Source organism: Flavobacterium sp. FG68, assembly GCF_057808895.1.
Window position 1 is genome coordinate 52866 of the sequence record NZ_JBMDIY010000019.1, and the last position, 22309, is coordinate 75174.

General features: G+C 33.3%; 14 protein-coding genes. 5 read left to right on the forward strand and 9 right to left on the reverse strand.

Features of this window, described 5'->3' with window-relative positions:
* Positions 1-4: 4 nt before the first annotated feature.
* From ACODSB_RS13545 to ACODSB_RS13555, 3 genes are all read right to left on the reverse strand, one after another.
* Entirely contained in the window at positions 5-934 is a 930-nt protein-coding gene (locus ACODSB_RS13545) for a PorP/SprF family type IX secretion system membrane protein (protein ID WP_488937438.1), read from the reverse strand.
* A gap of 19 nt (positions 935-953) precedes the next feature.
* On the reverse strand, positions 954-3587 hold the full coding sequence (locus ACODSB_RS13550; RefSeq protein WP_488937439.1) for a T9SS type B sorting domain-containing protein: 2634 nt from the start codon (positions 3585-3587) through the stop codon (positions 954-956).
* Positions 3588-3745: 158 nt separating this feature from the next.
* Positions 3746-5071: a PDZ domain-containing protein gene (locus tag ACODSB_RS13555; RefSeq protein WP_488937440.1), complete on the reverse strand. Its 1326-nt coding sequence runs from the start codon at positions 5069-5071 to the stop codon at positions 3746-3748.
* A gap of 122 nt (positions 5072-5193) precedes the next feature.
* Between ACODSB_RS13555 and ACODSB_RS13560 the strand changes: the two genes are divergently transcribed.
* The 5 genes from ACODSB_RS13560 to lgt all read left to right on the forward strand — a co-directional run bounded on the left by ACODSB_RS13560 (position 5194) and on the right by lgt (position 10137).
* Positions 5194-6390, forward strand: coding sequence for a pyridoxal phosphate-dependent aminotransferase (locus ACODSB_RS13560; RefSeq protein WP_488937441.1), 1197 nt, complete (start codon positions 5194-5196; stop codon positions 6388-6390).
* 205 nt (positions 6391-6595) lie between these two features.
* Complete coding sequence (gene folE / locus ACODSB_RS13565) at positions 6596-7267, forward strand: GTP cyclohydrolase I FolE (RefSeq protein WP_091495932.1); 672 nt, start codon at positions 6596-6598, stop codon at positions 7265-7267.
* Between the two features lie 130 nt (positions 7268-7397).
* Positions 7398-8876 carry a cysteine--tRNA ligase gene (cysS, locus tag ACODSB_RS13570; RefSeq protein WP_488937442.1) on the forward strand — a complete coding sequence of 493 codons (1479 nt, stop codon included), beginning with the start codon at positions 7398-7400 and terminating at the stop codon, positions 8874-8876.
* Between the two features lie 21 nt (positions 8877-8897).
* Positions 8898-9137 carry a membrane protein insertion efficiency factor YidD gene (gene yidD / locus ACODSB_RS13575; protein WP_291149357.1) on the forward strand — a complete coding sequence of 80 codons (240 nt, stop codon included), beginning with the start codon at positions 8898-8900 and terminating at the stop codon, positions 9135-9137.
* Between the two features lie 67 nt (positions 9138-9204).
* The gene (gene lgt, locus ACODSB_RS13580; protein WP_232681300.1) at positions 9205-10137 is read left to right on the forward strand and encodes a prolipoprotein diacylglyceryl transferase; all 933 of its coding nucleotides are present in this window, start codon (positions 9205-9207) and stop codon (positions 10135-10137) included.
* Positions 10138-10197: 60 nt separating this feature from the next.
* On the opposite strand, the gene ACODSB_RS13585 is transcribed toward lgt, so the two are convergent.
* From ACODSB_RS13585 to asnB, 6 genes are all read right to left on the reverse strand, one after another.
* A complete protein-coding gene (locus tag ACODSB_RS13585) occupies positions 10198-10818 on the reverse strand; it encodes an acyloxyacyl hydrolase (RefSeq protein WP_488937443.1) in 621 nt (206 codons plus the stop codon).
* A 125-nt stretch (positions 10819-10943) separates the two neighbouring features.
* A complete protein-coding gene (gene secDF / locus ACODSB_RS13590; RefSeq protein WP_488937444.1) occupies positions 10944-13934 on the reverse strand; it encodes a protein translocase subunit SecDF in 2991 nt (996 codons plus the stop codon).
* Positions 13935-14161: 227 nt separating this feature from the next.
* Positions 14162-15097 carry a malate dehydrogenase gene (mdh, locus tag ACODSB_RS13595; RefSeq protein ID WP_488937445.1) on the reverse strand — a complete coding sequence of 312 codons (936 nt, stop codon included), beginning with the start codon at positions 15095-15097 and terminating at the stop codon, positions 14162-14164.
* Positions 15098-15205: 108 nt separating this feature from the next.
* Positions 15206-17146 carry a DNA topoisomerase (ATP-hydrolyzing) subunit B gene (gene gyrB / locus ACODSB_RS13600; protein WP_053470984.1) on the reverse strand — a complete coding sequence of 647 codons (1941 nt, stop codon included), beginning with the start codon at positions 17144-17146 and terminating at the stop codon, positions 15206-15208.
* Positions 17147-17441: 295 nt separating this feature from the next.
* A complete protein-coding gene (locus ACODSB_RS13605; RefSeq protein WP_488937446.1) occupies positions 17442-20177 on the reverse strand; it encodes a M16 family metallopeptidase in 2736 nt (911 codons plus the stop codon).
* A 217-nt stretch (positions 20178-20394) separates the two neighbouring features.
* Positions 20395-22011, reverse strand: coding sequence for an asparagine synthase B (asnB, locus tag ACODSB_RS13610; protein ID WP_488937447.1), 1617 nt, complete (start codon positions 22009-22011; stop codon positions 20395-20397).
* Positions 22012-22309: the final 298 nt, after the last annotated feature.

The window sequence follows — 22309 nt, forward strand, 5'->3', positions numbered from 1 at the left end:
CATTTTAGAAGAATCTTGGTGATTTATCAAATCCTTTACCTAATAAATCCAAATCAAAAAGCAGCATGATTTCGTGTGTTCCCGAATTAAACTGACCTAAATTTGTTAATGTATAATCATAAGCGTAACCAACTCTTAAAGTAGGTGTTACATTAAAATTAAACAAAGCACTTACCGAATCGTCAACTCTATAAGCTGCACCAAGTTCAAATTTTTCATTATACAAAACATTAGCTGTTAGATCTATTGAGATGGGCGCACCTTTTACGAATTTTGTCATAAATGCAGGTTTCACTTTCCACATATCATTTACTTGGAAAACATATCCTGCGGTTAGGAAAGTGTGAATGTTTTCAGCTCCAAAAGCATTTACTCCTGATTTTTCTTCAATATATTTCGTCTTCAATAAGTTAGGAACTGAAAGTCCTACATATAGATTATCTCTAAAATAATAAGCTCCAACTCCAATGTTAGGTTTTGTTGCATTTATGTTTTCGGCGAAAGCCATATCTGTCGCAGGATCATTAAACTTAAATCCATTAAAATTGGTTTGCATTGATGATAATCCGGCTTTTAGACCAAGAGAAAGTTTATTTTTTCCTCCTAACTTTAGAACGTATGCAAAATCAGCATAAATATTATTTTCTTTTTTAGCACCATCACCAATATCATCTGATATAAAAGAGAGTCCGGCTTCAACTTTATCTGAAATCGCTGTGTGACCAAAAAAGGTAAAAGTTTTTGGAGCGCCTACTGCACCAACCCATTGTGTTCTGTACAATCCACCAAAATTCATCATAGCAGGAACTCCAGTTGCATATGCCGGATTCACCACACTCATGTTGTACATATAATGCGTGTATTCAGGATCCTGCTGTGCAGAAACTGATGTTATATAGAAGAAGAAAGTTATATAGAGTATTATTTTTTTCATTTGAAATTTATATTAAAAATTATCGATTTAAATAAAGACGCCCTTGTTGAGGAGGTCTATTGTCTTTATTAAAATAGAGAATGTAAAAATATACTCCGTTTGGTGCTATTCCGCCGCCAATTCCACTTTGTTCGTAATTTATTCCATCCCATGCCGGCTTATTTTTAAAGCCTTTATACATTCCGTTTCCATATCTGTTAAAAATTTCCAGTGAATAATTTGGGTATAAAAAATCGATGTCCGGAATAGTGAAAGTGTCGTTAATTCCGTCTCCGTTTGGCGAAAATCCGTCGGGAACAAAAAATGTATATTCCGGAGAATCACAAACTATTAATGAAACCGTAACGGCAATATTTTCTTGTGAAACACAATTTTGTGTCGGCGAAAAATCAAACCCATAATAAGTTGCTTTATCTACTAAAGGAGTTGAAGCCGAAAGCAAGTTTCCATTATTTGGTGCGTCATACCAAACAACAGTTGAAGGTGATCCTGTATTATTTGATAAATCAAGAATTGTTGGATTGTCTAAGCCGCAAAAGTTTTGCCCGTCTTGGTTTAAAGTTGGCGCTGGTACATCGTTGATAGTTACAGTAATTTGCGTTGCAGGAGATACACAACCAGCAGCAGAAGTTTCCTTAACAAAATAATCTTCAGATTTTAAAACATATGTATTTGGAAGAGGTGTAACTTCAGTTGCAGAAATATACCATTTATATTGAGCTCCCTGAGGCTGTAAATTTGCAATAGTAGCTTGATCTCTTTTACAAAATTCCTGATTGTTTACTGATGGCGCTGCTGGAATTGGATTTAGCATAAAAGCAGCTGATATTCCCGTTACATCACTTTCACAAGTGGTGATATTATTCTTTATTTTAATAATAGAAATTGTTGTTGAACCAGAGTTTACCAGCAAGCTTGACGGAATTATAAAACTAGAACTTCCATCCACTGGATTTAAAACAATCGTTTCTACATTAGAAATGTTACTTCCCGAAAGTTTATAAGACAAAGTAACGTCTGTCAAAGTCTGAAAACCAGAGACGTTTACTTTTACTTCTTCACCAAAACATACATTTTGAATCTGCAATCTTAAAAGCGATCCATTTGGCAGAGGATTAATCAGAATCTCACCTGATAAATTGGCTGCATTAACGCATTGCGAAACTACATGTGTAATTGCTGTAATGGTTACAATAGAGGTACCGCTTCTTGAGTTAAATATTTCCGGTACAACGAAGGTTGCATTTCCTCCCACAACGGTAATTCTTGCAACTTGTGAAGAAACATTTGTTGCCCCAGATAATTTATACACTATATCATAATCTCCATCTGCCAGCTTTGTTGCATTTGTTATCTGAATTAAGGCATCTTGATTTTGACAAGTTACTGCAGGAGTAATGGCTGCTCCTTGTAGGTCTGGAATAGGATAAATAATTAAATCATCTGATAAATTATTGATAGTATTAGTACAGGATCTTTGACTATTAAAGGCATAAATATCTAATATGGTTACAGTAAATTTTCCAGCTTGTTGAAAAAAATCTGGTCTTATTGGAAAAATAAGAACTCCGTTACTGAAATTTGCTAAAGCTGTTTCTGTCGTTGCTCTTGGTCCTGAAACACTATATCTAACATAATAACTCCCATTTGGAATATTTGCTGGCCCTCTTGTAATAGTAACAGTATAATTTGCTGTTGGTATTTCACTTTCACATATATCAGAGTTAACCTCTAAAATTGCTCCGGTAAAATCAAGTTTTTCTTCAAGTCTGATTACAACTGTTGTCTGCTTATTTGGGCAAATAGGATTTGATGAATTGACTCTATAAGAAAAGCTATATTCATTAGAACCCATGCTATTATATATTTTTTCTATATCAACTTCATGGTCGCCTTTAAAACTAAGTTCACCTGTATTACTATTATCTACCCACGTTCCTCCTGGATCCTGTCCTGAAATTAAATTAAATAAATCATGATTTCTGTATGCTGACAAACCATTACTAGCACATAATGTTAATCTTTGAGAATCACCTGATTTTGGTGCTTGGAAAACTGTTATAAATACTGTTGAAGCAGCAGGCGAAGGACAAGAACCTATAGCCGGCATTGTATAAGTAAACTGGTAAGTCCCCTCTAGATCTTTAATATTAACAGATGAGCCTGATATATTTTGATTTGTACTGTCGTTATGCCATTGACCATTAGAATGCGGTCCTAAATAAGCACTATCAAAAGCTTGGAAAAGATTAAATGGAGTATCTTCACTACAAACTGTTGCCGTAGGAGACGGTTTTCCTGCGTATCCTCCAATAGTGACTATTACTGTAGCTGAATTATCAACACAGCCACTAACACCGCTTACTGTATATGTATACCGATAAATTCCACTTTGGCGAATTGTATGTGCATTTAAAATGCCAGTGGCAGTACTTAAACCACCTGAGCTATTATCATCATTCCAAACACCTCCAGGAGTTGCTGATCCTAGTAAAGAAAATAAATCTATAGATTGATTGGCAGGATCTGGAATATCACAAACAGTGAAAGCAGCGTCATTCCCTGCACATTGAGCATTTACTATTTGAGGTAAAAATGATAAAAAAACAAAAAATAAAATTATACGTAAGAAATCATTGTATTTTTTGGCCATAAACTGCTATTTTTTGATAAACTTAATAAATTATTAATGTTTGTTAAACAAAAAAGTAGTTTTAACACTTATTTTTTCACAAAATTCAAACAATTTTAAAAATCATTAATGAAACAAAACTTTTAATCTAAAAAATTTAAAGAATCATAATCCATAATTTACAACTCATCTTCGAGTTTAAATCTAAACTTCAAAATCAGACTGTTACGCTCTACTTCAAGATTAATCCATTTATCTTCTTCTGATTTCAAAAGCTGGTTAATTTGCTGCAACGAATATTTATAAGGCCGTTCACCATTTATGGAGGTTATAATATCTCCTTTTTGCAATCCGCATTTTTCTGCTGCAGATTGTTTTCTAATATTGACAATCTCATAAACAGGTTTCAAAGAAAATTTATATCTAAAATTCCCCCCGTTATTTTGGTTTGGTTCTCCTTCATTTAGTGATGCAGCAACCTTTACAGTTTCCAAATGAACAGTTTCCTGAACCCATTGCAGTCCATTGTGCTGGATTGTAATTCCACTTTTATTATAAGTAAAAGGATCTTTAAACTTGTGATTTTTTTTAAGGTACAACTTTTTATCTGCATAATCTAAAACTACTGTAAAACGCTTTAAGATTTCTCCGCCAACAGAACCAATACGGTCCGGAACCATCTTTACATTTTTAATAGATGTCGAATCTGGAAAAGCTACAATTGGTTTCTTAAATTCAAATTCATCAATTATAAATTTTTGAATTCTTGCACGATGCCCTTCAATATCACCGCTAAAACCTTTTCCTAGAAAATCAGGAAAATTTCTCTTCGGGAGTTTTATTTTATTGTTTTCAAAAATCCAAAAAGCATCACTATTACCAATATCAATTAATAATTTTGCCGGAATTTCTTCATCATCTACAACTGCAGTTGTGTAAATATAAGGCTTAGATTTTTCAATTGTAATAGGTATTGCTTTAAATTTTTTATCTAATTTTTTTCTAATAGATTCATTATTTGAATGCACAATAATTTTTCGCTTTTCATAATTAACTTCTACAATATTATTTTTAAAGAATTTATGCCCAATAATTCCATTTACCGGAATACCAATATGTGACGAAAGATTAAAACTCTGATCTAAAATCACAAACAACATATGATTATCAGATCTTAATCCGTGTGTTTCAAAAGTATTTTTTGTCGATTTAAGTCCTTCAATTTCACTTTCAGATCCTAATCCTCTAAGTCTGATTTTTTCAACGTTATTAAATTTAACCTCCTGCATTTCATCCATACTAAATAAAATAGTTTCTTCGACGCCGGAATCTAATAAGAAATTCAATTCGATTCCGTTTACTTTAATTGGAATAAAAATGAGGTTATTTATCAATTTAAAAGGGATTACAGCCTTTTTTTTATTATTTTGGATAATAAAACTATCCTGAGATTTTACACAAAAAGGTAACAATAACCCAAAAAACAACACAATATATTTTTTCATTGACAATATTTTATTATAAAATTAGTAAATATATTTATTATTGTTAGATTTTTATAAGTCTATGCATTGTTTACGTTAAATTCGAAAAAAAAATGCATTTTTGCACTTCAATAAAAAATCTCATGCCAACAATTTCAAGCAAAGGCAGAAACATGCCCGAATCACCGATACGCAAGCTTGCTCCTTATGCAGATTTAGCAAAGCAAAAAGGACACAAAGTGTATCACTTAAACATTGGTCAACCGGATATCAAGACACCCGAAGTGGCCATCGAGGCGGTAAAAAATATTGATTTAAGTATTATAGAATACAGTCCGTCAGCCGGATATGAAAGCTACAGAAAAAAATTAGCAAAATTTTACCAACGCCAAAATGTAAATGTTAACTCAGAAGACATCATTGTTACAACTGGTGGCTCTGAAGCCCTTTTATTTGCACTGGCCACAATTACAGACCCTGGAGATGAAATCATTATTCCAGAGCCTTTTTATGCTAATTATCACGCGTTTGCCTCTTCTACAAGTGCAACCGTAATTCCTCTTGTTTCGACTATCGAAATGGCATTTGCTTTGCCAAGTATTGAAGAAGTCGAAAAGTTGATTACACCAAAAACAAAAGCAATTTTAATTTGTAATCCGGGTAATCCAACCGGATATTTATATTCAGAAGCTGAAATTAAACAATTAGCAGGTTTAATTAAAAAATACGACTTATACTTAATTGCTGACGAAGTATATCGTGAGTTTTTGTATGATGGAGATGATGTACACTATTCAGTTATGAATTTAGAAGATGTACAACAAAACGTAATCATGGTCGATTCAGTTTCAAAACGCTACAGTATGTGCGGAGCAAGAATTGGATGCTTGATTACTAAAAACAAGGAAGTACTGGCAACAGTAATGAAATTTGCTCAGGCGCGTTTAAGCCCGCCAACAATTGAGCAGATTGCATGTGAAGCTGCAATTGACACGCCTCAAAGTTATTTTGATGAAGTAATTGGAGAATATAAAGAACGTCGAGATACTTTAATTTCAGAATTAAATAAAATTGAAGGTGTAGTTGTAACTAAACCAAAAGGAGCCTTTTACTGTATTGCTGAGTTACCTATTGCAGATTCTGATGATTTTGCTCAATGGCTTTTAGAAAGTTACGACTTAAATGGCGAAACAGTAATGATTGCTCCTGCAAAAGGATTTTATTCAACTCCTGGAATGGGATTGAATCAGGTTCGAATTGCGTATGTTTTAAACAAAAAAGACTTAATTACTGCTGTAAATATCTTAAAAGAAGCACTTTTGGTATACAACAGCAAATAAAAAGCAAACCAAACTTAAACTTTCAAAAGACAATAGCCATTTGTGTTATTGTCTTTTGTCTTTTAAAGAAGTCATACAATTAGACCAATTTTAAATTATATCCAAAAAGGATCAATTAAATAGTAAAAACCATAGAAAAGGTTTCCTATTTATTAATTATCTTTACCGCCTTAAAAAGATATACCCATTATAATAGTAGTTTTTAATGATAAATAACGAAGATTTTTTAGACGAAATAGGTGACAGTCATTTCAGCAGTAATGCAAAAAACCCTCTAAGAGCGGACGCATTTGACATAACTGATGAAGAAAAAATAGAAAAAATTAAAAAAGATGTTGAAAACATTCTGCAAACGCTGGGAATGGATTTGACAGACGACAGCATAAAAGGTACTCCAAACCGAGTAGCCAAAATGTTTGTAAAAGAGATTTTTGGTGGTTTAAACCCTGCAAAACAGCCAAAAGCTTCAACTTTTGACAATAATTACAAATACGGTGAAATGTTAGTAGAAAAAAACATTACTGTTTATTCTACTTGCGAACACCATTTACTGCCAATTATAGGGCGTGCTCACGTTGCTTATATTTCAAGTGGAAGAGTTATTGGTTTATCAAAAATGAACCGTATTGTTGAATATTATGCTAAAAGACCTCAGGTTCAGGAGCGTTTAACAATGCAGATTGTTCAGGAACTTCAAAAAGCTTTAGGAACGGAAGATGTTGCGTGCGTTATTGATGCGAAACACCTTTGTGTGAACTCAAGAGGAATTAAAGATATTGAAAGCAGTACAGTAACTTCTGAATTTGGCGGAAAATTCAAAGATCCTCAAACAAAAAGAGAGTTTCTTGACTATATTAAATTAGATACTCAGTTCTAATTTTTTACGATATTTCTATTATATTTATGGTCTAGCCCTTATGGAAGCGGTATTTTTATGGTCTTGTCATTACGAGATAAAAGATACAGCGGACTGCAGGAATAGCTCCTAAAAAAATCATTAAAAAATTATGCCACTATATAGCAGTCAGCCACTAAAAATATACAATTCACTTTCGGGTGAAAAAGAAAATTTCAAACCAATCCATGAAGGAAATGTTGGAATGTATGTTTGCGGACCAACGGTTTATAGCAATGTGCATTTAGGAAACGTAAGGACTTTTATGTCTTTTGACGTGATTTTCAGGTATTTTTTACATCTGGATTACAAAGTTCGTTATGTTCGTAATATTACCGATGTTGGTCATATTGTAGATGATGTTGATGAAGGTGAGGATAAAATTGCTAAAAAAGCACGTTTAGAACAGTTAGAACCAATGGAAGTTGTTCAGCGATATACTGTTGACTTTCATGATATTCTAAAAGCCTTCAACTTTTTACCTCCAAGTATTGAGCCAACTGCAACCGGACATATTATTGAGCAAATCGAAATCATTAAAAAAATCATTGATACCGGGATTGGTTATGTTGCCAACGGATCTGTTTATTTTGATGTTGTAAAATACAACGAAACTAATAATTACGGAGTTTTAAGCGGCAGAAATATTGAAGATATGCTTGCCAACACCCGTGATCTTGATGGACAGTCGGACAAAAGAAATCCGCAGGATTTCGCACTTTGGAAAAAAGCCGAACCAGAACATATCATGAGATGGCCTTCTCCTTGGAGCGATGGTTTCCCGGGCTGGCACTTAGAATGTACTGCAATGAGCACTAAATATTTAGGAAATCATTTCGACATTCACGGAGGCGGAATGGATTTAAAATTTCCACACCACGAATGTGAAATCGCTCAAAATGAAGCTTGCACAGGACAATCGCCGGTAAATTACTGGATGCACGCCAACATGCTTACGCTTAACGGAAAGAAAATGGCAAAATCTACCGGAAATAATATTTTACCGGGAGAGATTCTAAGCGGGGATAATACTATTTTAAGCAAAGCTTTTTCTGCTTCAGTAACTAGATTTTTTATGCTGCAAGCGCATTACAGAAGTATTTTAGATTTCTCTGATGATGCCATTACAGCAGCTGAAAAAGGATATAAAAGATTAATAGAAGCTCTTGATGCATTGCCAACAATAACAGCCGGTTCTTCAAGTTCTGTTGATTTTTCTGCATGGAAACAAGCTTGTTATGATGCAATGAACGACGATTTTAACACGCCAATTTTAATTGCGCAGTTATTTGAAGGTGTTCGTTACATCAATTTATTAAAAGAAGGAAAAGAAACTATTTCTGCTGAAGATCTAAAATTATTTTCGACAGCTATTAATGCTTTTGTTTTCGATGTTTTAGGCTTAAGCGATGAGAAAGCTGCTGACAGCAATAATGACAAATTAGAAGGTGTTGTAAACATGCTTATCGGAATGAGAAATCAAGCGAGAGCAGATAAAAATTTCGCTCTTTCAGATCAAATTCGTGATCAGTTAATTGCTTTAGGAATTCAGCTAAAAGACGGTAAAGAAGGAACTAGTTTTTCTATATAAAACTGAAAATTCTAATAAATCATGAAAGTCATTACACCATTTGTTTTGTTAGTACGCTTTTACCAAACTGCGATTTCACCTTTTACACCTGCGTCATGCAGGTTTGAACCTACTTGTTCAACGTATATGATTCAGGCATTGCAAATGCACGGATTATTTTACGGAGGATATTTAGGAATGAAACGAATTTTAAGCTGTCATCCTTGGGGAAGAACTGGTTATGATCCCGTTCCTGAGAAGAAATGTTCACATAAACATTAACTTTTTATAAAGACTTGCTCCACATTTAATATTTATTTTTACAACATATAAAAAAACATTACACTATATGACACAGCCTTTAAACATCGTTTGGAATCCTTCAGAAGGAATAGATTTAGGATTTTTTATGATTCGTTATTACAGTTTAATGTTCGTAATCGCTTTTGGTTTAGGATGGTTCCTAATGAAAAAGATTTTCGAACGCGAACATGAATCTTTAGACAAATTAGACTCACTATTTGTCTGGACTGTTTTAGCAACGTTAATAGGAGCTCGTTTAGGACATGTTTTCTTTTATGACTGGGAATATTTCAGAAACCATTTACTGGAAATCTTTTTACCATTCAAATTCGAACCAAAATTTGAATTTACAGGTTTTCAAGGTTTAGCTAGTCATGGCGCAGCTATTGCAATCATTTTTGCAATGTATTATTACAGCAAAATGATTTTAAAACGTCCGTTATTATGGATTTTAGATCGAGTTGTAATTCCAGTTGCAAGCGGTGCCATTTTTGTTCGCTTAGGGAATTTTTTCAATTCTGAGATTATTGGACATGAAACTACATCGGCTTTTGGAATCCGTTTTTTACATGATAAATTCAGCAAGGCAGAAGCAGTAAATGCGACTCAAATCGCAAATCCAAAAGAAGCTTATAATGCAATAGCAACAGATCCTAAATTTGCTGATTTATTAGCACAGGTTCCTGCAAAACATCCAACGCAATTATATGAAGCTTTTTGCTACATTTTTGTATTTGCCATTTTATATTTCTTGTATTGGAAAACTAACGCAAGACTTAAATCAGGATACTTATTCGGATTATTTTTAGTTCTTTTATTTGTAGTTCGATTTATCGTTGAATTTGTAAAAGAAAGCCAGGGAGGTATTGAAGAAGAATTAGGTTTATTCTCAACCGGGCAATGGTTAAGTATTCCTTTTATTATAATTGGTCTTTTCTTTATTATTAGAGCGCAAAGAAATCCTTTAGCGACTTCTTAATAATTAAATAAGAGCCTTAAAATATAAAAAGTCCAGTATTTAGAAATACTGGACTTTTTTTTATAGTGGATATGAAATTCCAAATTCTATATTTTTAGTATTGTAACCCGCATTTGTACTACTCAATCCTGCATTAGAAACGTGCCGTAATTCAGGACGAATATCAAATTGGATCTTCTGTACCCTAAAAGAAAAATCAAGCGCTAAAACATCTGCAAAAGCAAAACCTTTAGACATCCTTTCGGTTTCTGTATCCGTAATCATTGGACCCACACTTCCCAAAACATAAAAGGAGCAATTTTTATTGATTGGTTTCCGAATTAAAAAACCAAAATTCAGTACATACTCACGAACATCTTTTAACTGCGTATATCTATCTCTTTTCTCTTGATAATCCGAAGTTTCAGGCTTCACAAAATAGAAATTCAACAATTGATGTTTGGCAAAATTAATTTCGGGCTGAACCAGTATTTCATATTGAAAATGTTTTCTCTCTTTCAATTTATAATATAACTGCGCTTTATAAAAGTGATTTTCAAAAGTGTAATCTTTATTATTAAATTCACTTCCAAAACCATAATTAAAACCAATAGAGAATCGCGAGTTATCGTTATCTTTTTGCGCAGTAATTCTTGATACGCTAAAAAAAAGCAATAAACATAAAAGTAATTTTCTACCCATAAATCATTTTAAAGTTCATTAAATATAATACAAAAAAAAAGATCCAGCTTTCACCGGATCTTTTTTATATAATTTAAGCAATTAATTATGCTTTATTATGCTTTATTATGCTTTATTATGCTTTATTATGCTTTATTATGCTTGTCTTCGATTGTGTGTTTATCAGCAGAAGAAATCGAGTCAACCAATACTGGTGTAGCGATAAATAATGATGAATAAGTACCCACAATAATACCAATTAACATGGCAAAGATAAATCCTCTGATTGATTCTCCACCGAAGATAAACATCGTTAATAATACGATAATCATCATTAATGAAGTATTCAATGTTCTAGATAATGTAGTGTTAATAGAAGCGTTTACGATATCTTCGAAAGTACCTTTACGATTTCCGATGATAAATTCTCTAATTCTATCAAATACAATTACAGTATCGTTCATAGAGTAACCAATTACGGTAAGAATCGCTGCAATAAAGTGCTGATCCATTTCCATGTGGAATGGCATGAATTTATAACATAAAGAGTAAATTCCTAATACGAAGATTACGTCGTGCGCAACAGCTGCAATTGCACCTAATGAATACTGCCATTTACGGAAAGAGATCATTAAGTATAAGAAAATAACTGCCATTGCTCCAAGAACTGCCCAGTATGAGTTTGTTTTGATATCTTCAGAGATAGAAGCTCCAACTTTAGAAGCTTGTAATACTCCAACTTTTTTACCGTCAAAAGAGTTGATGAATTTATCGTAAGTTGTATTTGGGAAATACTTTTGTAATCCTTTGTATAATTTTTGGTTTACTTCTTCATCGATAGCAACACCGTCTTCTTTAATTTTATATTTAGTTGTGATTTTCAATTGATCATCATCACCTAAAATTTTAGCTTCAACCGGAGTTCCGAATTCAGCAGATAATTCATCTGATACTACAGTTGCATCAATCGGTTTTTCAAATTTAACCTGGAAAGTTCTACCTCCAACAAAATCAACACCTTCATCTAATCCGTTAACGAAGAAGATAGAAATTAAACTTACAACAACTACAATTGAAGAGAAGATATAAGTGAATTTTTTGATTTTAATAAAGTCAAAGTGGAAATTAGTAAACCAGTTTTTAGTAATATTTGTAGAGAAAGTTAAATCCCCTTTTCCAGCAATGTTTCTGTCAATGAAAATTCTAGCAATAAAGATAGAAGTAAACAATGAAGTTACGATACCAATAAGTAATGTTAAAGCAAAACCTTTGATTGGTCCTGTTCCAAAGATAAATAAGATCGCTCCAGTTAAAACGTGAGTAACGTTTGCATCAATAATAGAACGCATTGCACCGTGCCATCCGTAAGATGCAGCTACAGCTTCAGATAATGATTTACCTTCACGTAATTCCTCTTTTGCTCTTTCATATATAATAATGTTGGCATCTACCGCAGTACCTAGTGTTAATACGATACCCGCAATACCTGGTAATGTTAATACAAAACCAAAACTTGCCATAATTCCGAATAAGAAAAGTAAGTTCAATAATAAAGCAAGGTTTGCATACCATCCAGCTTTACCATAATAGAATACCATCCAAACACAAACTAATAAGAATCCTAATACAGATGAAATTGTTCCTGCATCAATTGCAGCCTGACCTAAAGATGGTCCAACAACAGTAGATTGAATAATGTCTGCAGAAGCTGGTAATTTACCTGCATTTAATACGTTAGCTAAATCTTTAGTTTCAGCAACATCAAAAGAACCTGTAATTTCAGATCTTCCTCCAGCAATAGGACCACTTGTAACACCTGGTGCAGAATATACGATGTTATCTAATACAATAGCGATATAACCTTTTTGAGAGAAAGCTCTTCCTGTTAATTCTTCCCAAACTTTAGCTCCCTGGCTGTTCATTTGCATAGAAACAGCTGGTTTACCCATTTGGTCAAAAGTATCTTTTGCATCAGTTACAACACCACCACTCATAGCTGGTACGTTATCTCTGTTACCTTTTAAAGCATATAATTCAACTGCTTCAATATCTTTAGCGCTTGCTAAATCTTTTGCTTTAGGATCTTTTACAGTTGTTGGTTTACTCCATACAAATTTTGCATAATGTTGGTCAGCAGCCAATAAAATTCTGATTTCTGGTCTTTTGAAATAAGCATTGATTGTTGCAGTATCTTTTGTAGCGAAGTATCCTAAAACCGGACCGCCGCCTTGAGTAATCATTTTGTCAAATAAAGGATTGTTTCCTTTTTTAGTATCAACTGAATCTTTAGCATCAGTTAATAAAGCATTCAATGAATCTTTAGCAACTGTTTTAGTTTCTACTTTTTTAACTTCAGTTTTCTTTAAAGCTTCGTTAGCAGCAACTAAGAAGTTACCAACTTCTTCAATTTTATAAGTTTCCCAAAACTCTAATTGAGCTTTTCCACCTAATAATTTTTTAATCCTGTCAACATCTTTGGCACCTGGAAGTTCTACTAAGATTCTTCCAGTTTCTCCTAATTTTTGGATGTTTGGTTGTGTTACACCAAATTTGTCGATACGCTCTCTTAATACTTTGTAAGCACTTTCGATAGACTCATCAACTTTTCTTTTGATTACTTTTTGAGCTTGTGCATCTGTCATTTGGAAATCAATTCCACCTTCACCTTGTAAACTTCTGTTTGCAAAGATGTCTGGCGAAGCTAATTTTGTAGTTCCATTTGAGTTTGCTTCAAAAGCTTCGAAAAATTTATTTAAATAGGTCTTATTTCCTTCTAAATTTGCAGTTGCATCAGCTAATGATTTATTAAAAACCGGGTTTTTAGAATTGTTTGCTAATCCTTTTAAAACGTCTTTAACAGAGATTTGAAGAATTACGTTGATTCCTCCTTCTAAGTCAAGACCTTTATTTAATTGTTTGTTTTTTACTTCATTATAAGTGAAGTCAGTAAAACCAAGATTAAACACTTTTTCTTTACCAATAGAATCTAAATATTTTAGCTCTTTATCAGGATTATCTCCTGCAAAAGCTTTAGCCTCACTTTTGACATTATTTGCCACAAAAGTGAAAGATAGTTGGTAAATACTTACCAATGCAAATAGAATTGCGAAAAATTTAATAAGTCCTTTATTCTGCATTATTACTAAAAATTAATTATGTTTTATGTTTGTTTTTGGTTTTAAATCCCCTAAAAATAAGCCCTGACATGAGTTTTTAAAACTAAAAAATCGAGATCACGAATTACTACATTTTTTTTAAATCGAGCAAATATATAATTAACGAAAACATTAACCAATTTATTTATTAATTAATCTCAAAAAAAAGACTGCAAAAGTGCAGCCTTTTTCTTTTTTTCCTGTTTTTATTATACTAAAATCGATTTTAGAGCATCATTCATGCCACGAACTGCATCTGCACTTTTGGCAAATAAAGCATTTTCCTGGTCGTTTAAATGAATATCTACAATTTCTTCGATACCGTTTTTACCAATTATACACGGCACTCCTATACAAATATCATTTTGTCCATACTCTCCTTCTACGAAAACAGAGCATGCAATCATTTTCTTTTGATCGTTTAGGATACTATCTACTAAATAAGCAACAGAAGCTCCCGGAGCATACCATGCAGATGTTCCTAAAAGTCCTGTAAGGGTTGCACCGCCTACCATTGTATCTGCAGCAACTTTTTGAAGTACTTCTTCTGAAAGGAATTGCGAAACCGGAATTCCGTTATAAGATGCTAAACGTGTTAACGGAATCATAGTGGTATCACCGTGACCTCCAATTACCATCGCCGAAATATCATTAGCAGGCTTATCTAAAGCAAGAGAAAGATACGTTCTAAAACGAGAACTATCTAAAGCTCCTCCCATACCTATAATTCTATTTTTTGGTAATCCTGTAGCTTTCAAAGCTAAATAAGTCATAGTATCCATTGGGTTTGAAACTACAACTATTATAGTGTCAGGAGAATATTTTAGTACATTTTCGGCAACTGTTTTTACAATTCCGGCATTTATACCAATTAATTCTTCCCTTGTCATTCCTGGTTTTCTCGGAATTCCTGATGTAATAACCACTATATCACTTCCGGCAGTTTTAGAATAATCGTTGGTTACACCAGATACTTTAGTATTGAACCCAGTATTTGTGGCGCATTGTGTGATATCCAACGCTTTCCCTTCGGCAAAACCTTCTTTAATATCCAACAACACTACTTCACTGGCAATTCCTCTATAAGAAATAACATCTGCACAAGTAGCTCCAACATTTCCTGCTCCTACAATGGTAACTTTCATATTTTATACTTTATCGGTTATTAATTTATTTGTTTGTTTTATAAATGACAATTCGTTTAATCGTTTAAGTAAATTTAAACAATTAAACGAATTGAAAGTTAATTTTTATTAGGCATCGATATTTGCGTAAACTGCATTTTTCTCGATAAATTCTCTACGTGGCGGAACTTCATCTCCCATTAACATAGAAAATACTCTATCTGCCTCTGCAAGACTATCAATAGTAACCTGGCGTAATGTTCTGAAGTTTGGATCCATTGTAGTTTCCCATAATTGCTCCGCGTTCATCTCTCCAAGACCTTTATAACGCTGGATAGCTGCACTTCCTCCCATTCTGTCATTTGCCTGATCACGCTGAACATCATTCCATGCGTATTCTTTTTTGTTTCCTTTTTTAACTAAGTATAAAGGTGGTGCTGCGATATAAACGTGACCTTCTTCAATTAGTTCTTTCATGAAACGGAAGAAGAACGTTAATATTAAGGTAGAAATGTGACTACCATCGACATCGGCATCACACATGATGATTACTTTATGATATCTTAGTTTTTCAAGATTTAAGGCTTTGCTGTCTTCTGCAGTTCCTACAGTAACTCCTAAAGCTGTAAATATGTTTCTAATCTCTTCGTTTTCAAACACTTTATGATGCATCGCTTTCTCGACATTCAAAATCTTACCACGTAATGGTAAAATCGCCTGAAAGTTACGGTCACGCCCTTGTTTTGCTGTTCCACCAGCCGAATCTCCCTCGACAAGGTAAACCTCACATCTTGCAGGATCCTGTTCAGAACAATCTGAAAGTTTTCCTGGCAATCCACCGCCACCCATAACGGTTTTACGCTGTACCATTTCACGTGCTTTTTTCGCTGCGTGACGTGCCTGAGCTGCTAAAATTACTTTTTGAATAATGATTCGGGCATCATTTGGATTTTCCTCCAAATAATTCTCTAACATTTCTCCAACTGCCTGAGATACCGGAGAAACTACTTCTCTGTTTCCAAGTTTAGTTTTTGTTTGTCCTTCGAATTGAGGCTCAGCAACTTTTACCGAAATAATGGCTGTTAATCCTTCACGGAAATCATCTCCCGCAATTTCGAATTTCAATTTATCTAACATTCCAGATGCATCTGCGTATTTTTTAAGGGTTCTTGTTAAACCACTTCTAAAACCTTGTAAATGCGTTCCTCCTTCGTGTGTATTAATATTATTTACGTAAGAGAAAATATTCTCTGTATAACTTGTATTATAAATTAAGGCAACCTCAACCGGAATTTCACCTTTTTCGTGATCCATGCTGATTACGTGAGAGATAATTGGCTCACGGTTTCCATCTAAATAACGAATGTATTCTTTAAGACCTTCGTCTGAATGAAAAACTTCGCTTTTGAATTCGCCTTTTTCATCAACTTCTCTTTTATCTGTAAACGTAATTGTGATTCCTTTGTTTAAGAAAGAAAGCTCACGCATACGTGCTGATAAGGTATCATAAGAGAACTCTGTAGTTTGTGTAAAGATTGTATTATCAGGATAAAAAGTCTGACGTGTACCTCTTTTATCTGTTTCCCCGATTTGTTTTACCGGATATAATGATTTTCCTCTTTCATATTCCTGCTCATAGATTTTTCCATCTCTAAAAACAGTCGATTTCATGTGAACCGAAAGTGCGTTTACTACAGAAACCCCAACACCGTGAAGTCCTCCGGAAACTTTATAAGAATCTTTATCAAATTTACCTCCGGCACCAATTTTAGTCATTACAACCTCAAGTGCAGAAACTCCTTCTTTTTTATGTAAATCAACTGGAATACCACGTCCGTTATCCTCAACTGTAATAGAACCATCTTCATTAATTGCAACACCAATAGTATCACAATGTCCGCCCATCGCCTCATCAATAGAGTTATCAACAACTTCATAAACCAAATGATGCAGTCCTCGAACTCCCACATCTCCAATATACATGGATGGACGCATTCTTACGTGCTCCATTCCTTCTAATGCCTGAATACTATCTGCTGAATAATTGTTCTTCTTGATCTCTTCGCTCATATAATTTATTCTAAAAAATGTATTTACTGTCTAACACGCAAATATATAAAAACGCAAGGTATATACCCATAAAATTCCGACTTAAAGCACTTAAGTTATTAACACAATTGTCTTAAAAACCAAAAAATAAATCTAAAAGGCAAGTTTAAATTCCAATTTTGATAAATTCCAAATTCCAAACTTTACCAGCTGCATAAAAAAAACCGAAATAACATTATAAAATGTATTTCGGTTTTATGAATTCAAATTCCTTTAAGTTGGAATTTGGATTTTCTCAATTTTGGAATTTCCTTTTTTATTGTTTTTTATTAAAATCTCCAGCGTAAACAGAAGTCATTTTATCTAAAGTCAGGTATTTTTTCAATACTTTATTTACTTCATCCACTTTTAAAGCTTTTACTTTAGTTTCAAGCTGATCATAATCATCAAGAGCTATTCCGTATTGCAAATAAGTATTTACTAACTCCATTAAGGTATTGTCTACCCCTAATCTTGTTTTTCTTTCATTTTGCCAGCTCACTAAATTTGATTTTAATTCTTCGGCTGTAAATCCGTCTTTTAAAGCTTTTGCAATTTCCTCTTTTGTAGCTGTTTCAACAGCATTCTTTTTCGTAGGGTTTAAGAAAGCATAATAAGTCCAGGCTGCCGCATCATTGGTAATTGGCACATCAATAAAAGAGCCCGCACCGTAACTAATACCTTCTTTTTCTCTTAATCTCATTGGGATTCTGGCGCTTAAAAAACCACCGCTTCCTAAAATTTCATTTGCCATAACAAATGCCGGATAATCTGGATTTTTTCTATCCATTTTAAAACTGATTCTGCCTAGCGCCACAGCATTTTCTTTATCTGGCGTAATAATATCTTTATCTAATTTTTGTGTTTCAAAATAAGCCGGCTGAGCAAGTTCGTATTTTGATTTAGAATTCCATTTTCCAAATGTATTTTCTAAAATCTCTCCTGTAGTTTTTGCATCTAAATCTCCTACTACACTTCCTATTCCATTATTTCCGCCTAAAAAATTGGTATAGAAATCAACAATTTCAGCTTGTTTAATCTTTTTAAACGCATCAATTTGTTCCTGAATAGTTGGGGTATAAAAAATACTTCCTTTTGGATATTTAGTAGTTATTCTCGAAATTTCTGTAAAAGCAACAGCCTGCGGATCATTTAAACTAGACTCTAAATACGTATTATATTCGCTGATTGTTTTAGTTAATTCATTTTCAGGGAAAGTCGAATTAGATAGTAAATCTGCTAAAATTCCCATTACCTCTTTAAAGTGCTCTTTATAAGTATTAACGCTAACCGATAATGTTTGTCTAGAAAAATTAAAATTAATTGATGATTTCAATTGATCTAATTTATCCTGAATTTGCTCTTTTGTCTGCGTTTTAGTTCCTGTTTTTAGTAATTGAGCCAAAATTCCGGCAATATCACTTTTACCCGTTAAATCTTTTTCATTACTAACCGGAAACTTGAAACTTGCCTGAACTTTTCCGCCTTTAATCTCTTTTTTGATTAATCCGTATTTGATACCATTTGTCAATTTTCCTTCAACAAAATTTTGTTTTAGATTTTTAATGGATGCTTCAAACGGTGCCGCTTCTTTCTCTAAAGCTTTTCCTTTATAATCTTTAGTAAGTGCTAACAATTGTTCATCAGTATATTCATTTGGCTTAACCCTTACCTCATCTTTAGATGGAATAAATACTCCAACTGTTCTATTATTAGCTCTAAAATATTTCTCAGCAACTCTTTGAATATCTTCTTTTGTTAATTTCTCAACAGCATCTCTGTATAAATAACCAAGTCTGTAATCGCCTGCGCCAATAATTTCGGTTAGGTTAATAGCATACGAAATAGTATTGTTTTTTACTGATTCTATTTGCTTGATAATTTTCGCTTTTGCTCTGCTTACATCCTGATCTGTGTATTTTGTAGTAGTTATTTTATCGAGCTCGCTTCTTACAATATCTTTTGTTGCATATACATCTTTATCATTAGGAACTGCAACTCCAAAATAGATAAAACTTGCGTCTCTTACCGATGGCTGCCAAAAATAAACATTGGATGCTTTTTGTGTTTCGACTAATGCTTTATATAAATAACCTGATGGATCTGCAGTTAAGATTTCTCCTAAAGCATCAATTGCTGCATAATCTTTATCAGCATAAGATACCGTATGATACAAAGCGCCAACATTTTTGCTGTCACCGGCTCTTTTAAGCTCTACATATTTTTCGCCATCCTGAGCTGGCTCTATAGTATAGGTTTTATCTAAAACTCTTTTTGGTCTTGGAATTGCTCCAAAATACTGTCCAACATATTGCAATGCTTTTTGTTCATCAAATTTACCTGCAATTATCAAGGTTGAATTATCTGGCTGATAGTATTTTTCATAAAAAACGCGAAGTGTATTTGCTTTTACCCTTTCAATATCTTCTTTACTACCAATGGTGCTGTTTCCGTAATTATGCCACACGTAAGCCGAAGAAAGAATTCTCTCCTGCAAAACACCGTCAGGATTATTTTCTCCAATTTCAAACTCATTTCTAACTACAGAAAATTCTTTATCCAAATCAGTTTGTAAAATGGTAGAGTTAATCATTCTGTCAGCCTCCATTTCGATACTCCATTTCAGGTTTTCATCGCTTGACGGAAATATTTCATAATAGTTGGTTCTGTCCAACCAAGTGGTTCCATTGGCATTTCCGCCTTTGTCTGAGAGCATCTTTTTAATATCCCCTAAATTCTTAGTACTTTTAAAAAGCATGTGCTCTAATAAATGCGCCATTCCTTTTTCTCCATAACCTTCATTTCTGGAACCAACATTGTAAACAATATTGACTACCATATTACTTTGAGAAGCATCTGGAATTAAAAGAACTTTTAATCCATTATTTAAAGAATATTCTTTGACACCTTCGACATTTGTGATATACTTGGGTGCCTCCGTTTTTTGTGCGTAAACTGAGTCCAATGAAACTAATGAGCAGCATAAAATTCCACTTAGTAATAAGTTCTTCATAAATTGTGTTTAAGGGTTATTTAATTGTTCGTGGTAACCAAATATAGTATTTTTCTGAAATACGTTTTATTCTTATTAACTTACTTTTAGCAATTTACGGGAAACCACAAAAAAAAGCCGAAACTACATCATGAATGCATTTCGGCTTTTTATATTTTAGTTCCAAATTGAAATTCAGAATTTGGAATTTGGATTTTTTTTATTGAAATTTTCTATATTAAACAGCAACTCCAGATTTTACACTTTCAAAATTTCCCTGTAAGTGGGCTGCATTTGCTCTTCCGCTTGGATCAAGGTTTTCCTGCCATTTCGGAATCCATTTACGAACGGTTTGCGCTGCACTAACCTGTGGATAGTATTTGTGAAAAATAGATCTGTAATAATAGGCTTCTTTTGTTGTTGGTGTATTATACGGAAACTCTGCACTTGCACCCGCCAATTGCTCGTCTGTAACCTGCGTAGCACAATATTCGATTAATTCATCAACCCAGTTATATCCAACTCCATCAGAAAATTGTTCTTTTTGTCTCCATAAAACTTCTTTTGGTAAATATGGATCATTTGGAGTATCAAAAGCTTTTCTTAAAATGTATTTTTCAATTCCTTCATACGTTTTAGGCTGTTTTTCTTCGGTTTTAATTCGAATGGTAACATCTAAAAAATCTGTATCTAAAAATGGAATTCTGGCTTCGATTCCGTTTGCCATTGTAGTTTTATCAACACGCAGTAAATCAGCCGTAAATAACTTCTGAACTCTTTCTATAGTTTCATCCTGAAATTCTTCTGCAGAAGGCGCATTTCTAAAATACAAATGGCCGCCGAAAATTTCATCGGCACCTTCGCCCGAAAGAATCACTTTTACTCCTTTATCAATTATTGCTTTTGATAACAAATACATTGGAACTCCGGAACGAACCGAAATAATATCGTACGTTTCAATATGCGAAATCACTTTTTCTAAAATCGCAACACCTTCTTCAACTGTAAAATGTATTTCATGATGATCTGTTCCTAAAAATTCAGCTGCTTTTCTTGCCGAAACATTATCAGGAGCATCAGCATCTAATCCGATAGAAAAAGAGGGCAATTTTTTACCGCTGTCTTTTAATAATCTGGATGCTATTGATGAAATCAAAGAAGTATCTAAACCTCCAGATAATACAACTCCAACCGGAACTTCGCTCATTAATCGTTTGCGGGTTGCTTCGATTAATGATTCACGAATTAAAGCTAAATCAAGTGACTGAGTCGCATTTTTATGATCTTCGTATTCTGGATGATAATATTTTACAAAACCGCTTTTTGCTGTATAATAATGTCCCGGAGGAAAAGTCGAAAATGATTTACATTGATCTGCAATTGATTTCATTTCAGAAGAAAAATAAATTCTTCCTCTTTCATCTAAACCATAATACAACGGTTTTACACCAATTGGGTCTCTTCCTGCAATATATTTATCTCCGTCGATTATTACGAAAGCAAAATCTCCGTCTAGTTTATTACAAAAATCATATCCAAATTCTTCGTACAAATGCACAATTACTTCTGAGTCAGAATTTGTTCTAAAAGTATGATCTTTTAAAACGGTATTTTTTAATTCCTGATAATTATAAATTTCCCCGTCATGAACCATCCAGGCTTTATCTGTTCCCTGAATAGGCTGTTTCCCCGATTTTAAATCGATAATAGAAAGACTTTCATGACAAAGTATACTGCCATTTTCCATAATGTGCAAATCGCTTTCATCAGGACCGCGATGCGACATTCTTTCAGAAAGTGCTTTTACAAGCTGCGGGTCTTTTCCTTTACCAATAACGGCCAATAATCCAGACATACTATTCTATTTTTTATTTTTATTCTTCTGTTTCAAACTTAAAATAAGCCGAACATTAAAAAATCATTAAAATTTCCTGTTGAAAGCAAAACTAAATATTATTTTTTGCTTTCTTACATTTTCAGTATTAAAATCTTAGGTATTTAACTTTTTTGGGGAATGCCAAATATAAAAAAAGTAAGTTAAATAATTGCCGAAATATTTTTATAAAGAACTGAAATATAGAATTTAACAATTTTAGACAAGAAAGACGTTCTTAAAATAAGAACGTCTTTCTGCAATATATATACTAATTCTA

Coding starts and splice junctions, on each gene's coding strand:
- ACODSB_RS13585 (WP_488937443.1), bottom strand. CDS start 10,818: ATGGGTAGAAAATTACTTTTATGTTTATTGCTTTTTTTTAGCGTATCA.
- ACODSB_RS13560 (WP_488937441.1), top strand. CDS start 5,194: ATGCCAACAATTTCAAGCAAAGGCAGAAACATGCCCGAATCACCGATA.
- ACODSB_RS13605 (WP_488937446.1), bottom strand. CDS start 20,177: ATGAAGAACTTATTACTAAGTGGAATTTTATGCTGCTCATTAGTTTCA.
- secDF (WP_488937444.1), bottom strand. CDS start 13,934: ATGCAGAATAAAGGACTTATTAAATTTTTCGCAATTCTATTTGCATTG.
- asnB (WP_488937447.1), bottom strand. CDS start 22,011: ATGTCTGGATTATTGGCCGTTATTGGTAAAGGAAAAGACCCGCAGCTT.
- lgt (WP_232681300.1), top strand. CDS start 9,205: ATGACACAGCCTTTAAACATCGTTTGGAATCCTTCAGAAGGAATAGAT.
- yidD (WP_291149357.1), top strand. CDS start 8,898: ATGAAAGTCATTACACCATTTGTTTTGTTAGTACGCTTTTACCAAACT.
- ACODSB_RS13545 (WP_488937438.1), bottom strand. CDS start 934: ATGAAAAAAATAATACTCTATATAACTTTCTTCTTCTATATAACATCA.
- ACODSB_RS13555 (WP_488937440.1), bottom strand. CDS start 5,071: ATGAAAAAATATATTGTGTTGTTTTTTGGGTTATTGTTACCTTTTTGT.
- folE (WP_091495932.1), top strand. CDS start 6,596: ATGATAAATAACGAAGATTTTTTAGACGAAATAGGTGACAGTCATTTC.
- gyrB (WP_053470984.1), bottom strand. CDS start 17,146: ATGAGCGAAGAGATCAAGAAGAACAATTATTCAGCAGATAGTATTCAG.
- mdh (WP_488937445.1), bottom strand. CDS start 15,097: ATGAAAGTTACCATTGTAGGAGCAGGAAATGTTGGAGCTACTTGTGCA.
- cysS (WP_488937442.1), top strand. CDS start 7,398: ATGCCACTATATAGCAGTCAGCCACTAAAAATATACAATTCACTTTCG.
- ACODSB_RS13550 (WP_488937439.1), bottom strand. CDS start 3,587: ATGGCCAAAAAATACAATGATTTCTTACGTATAATTTTATTTTTTGTT.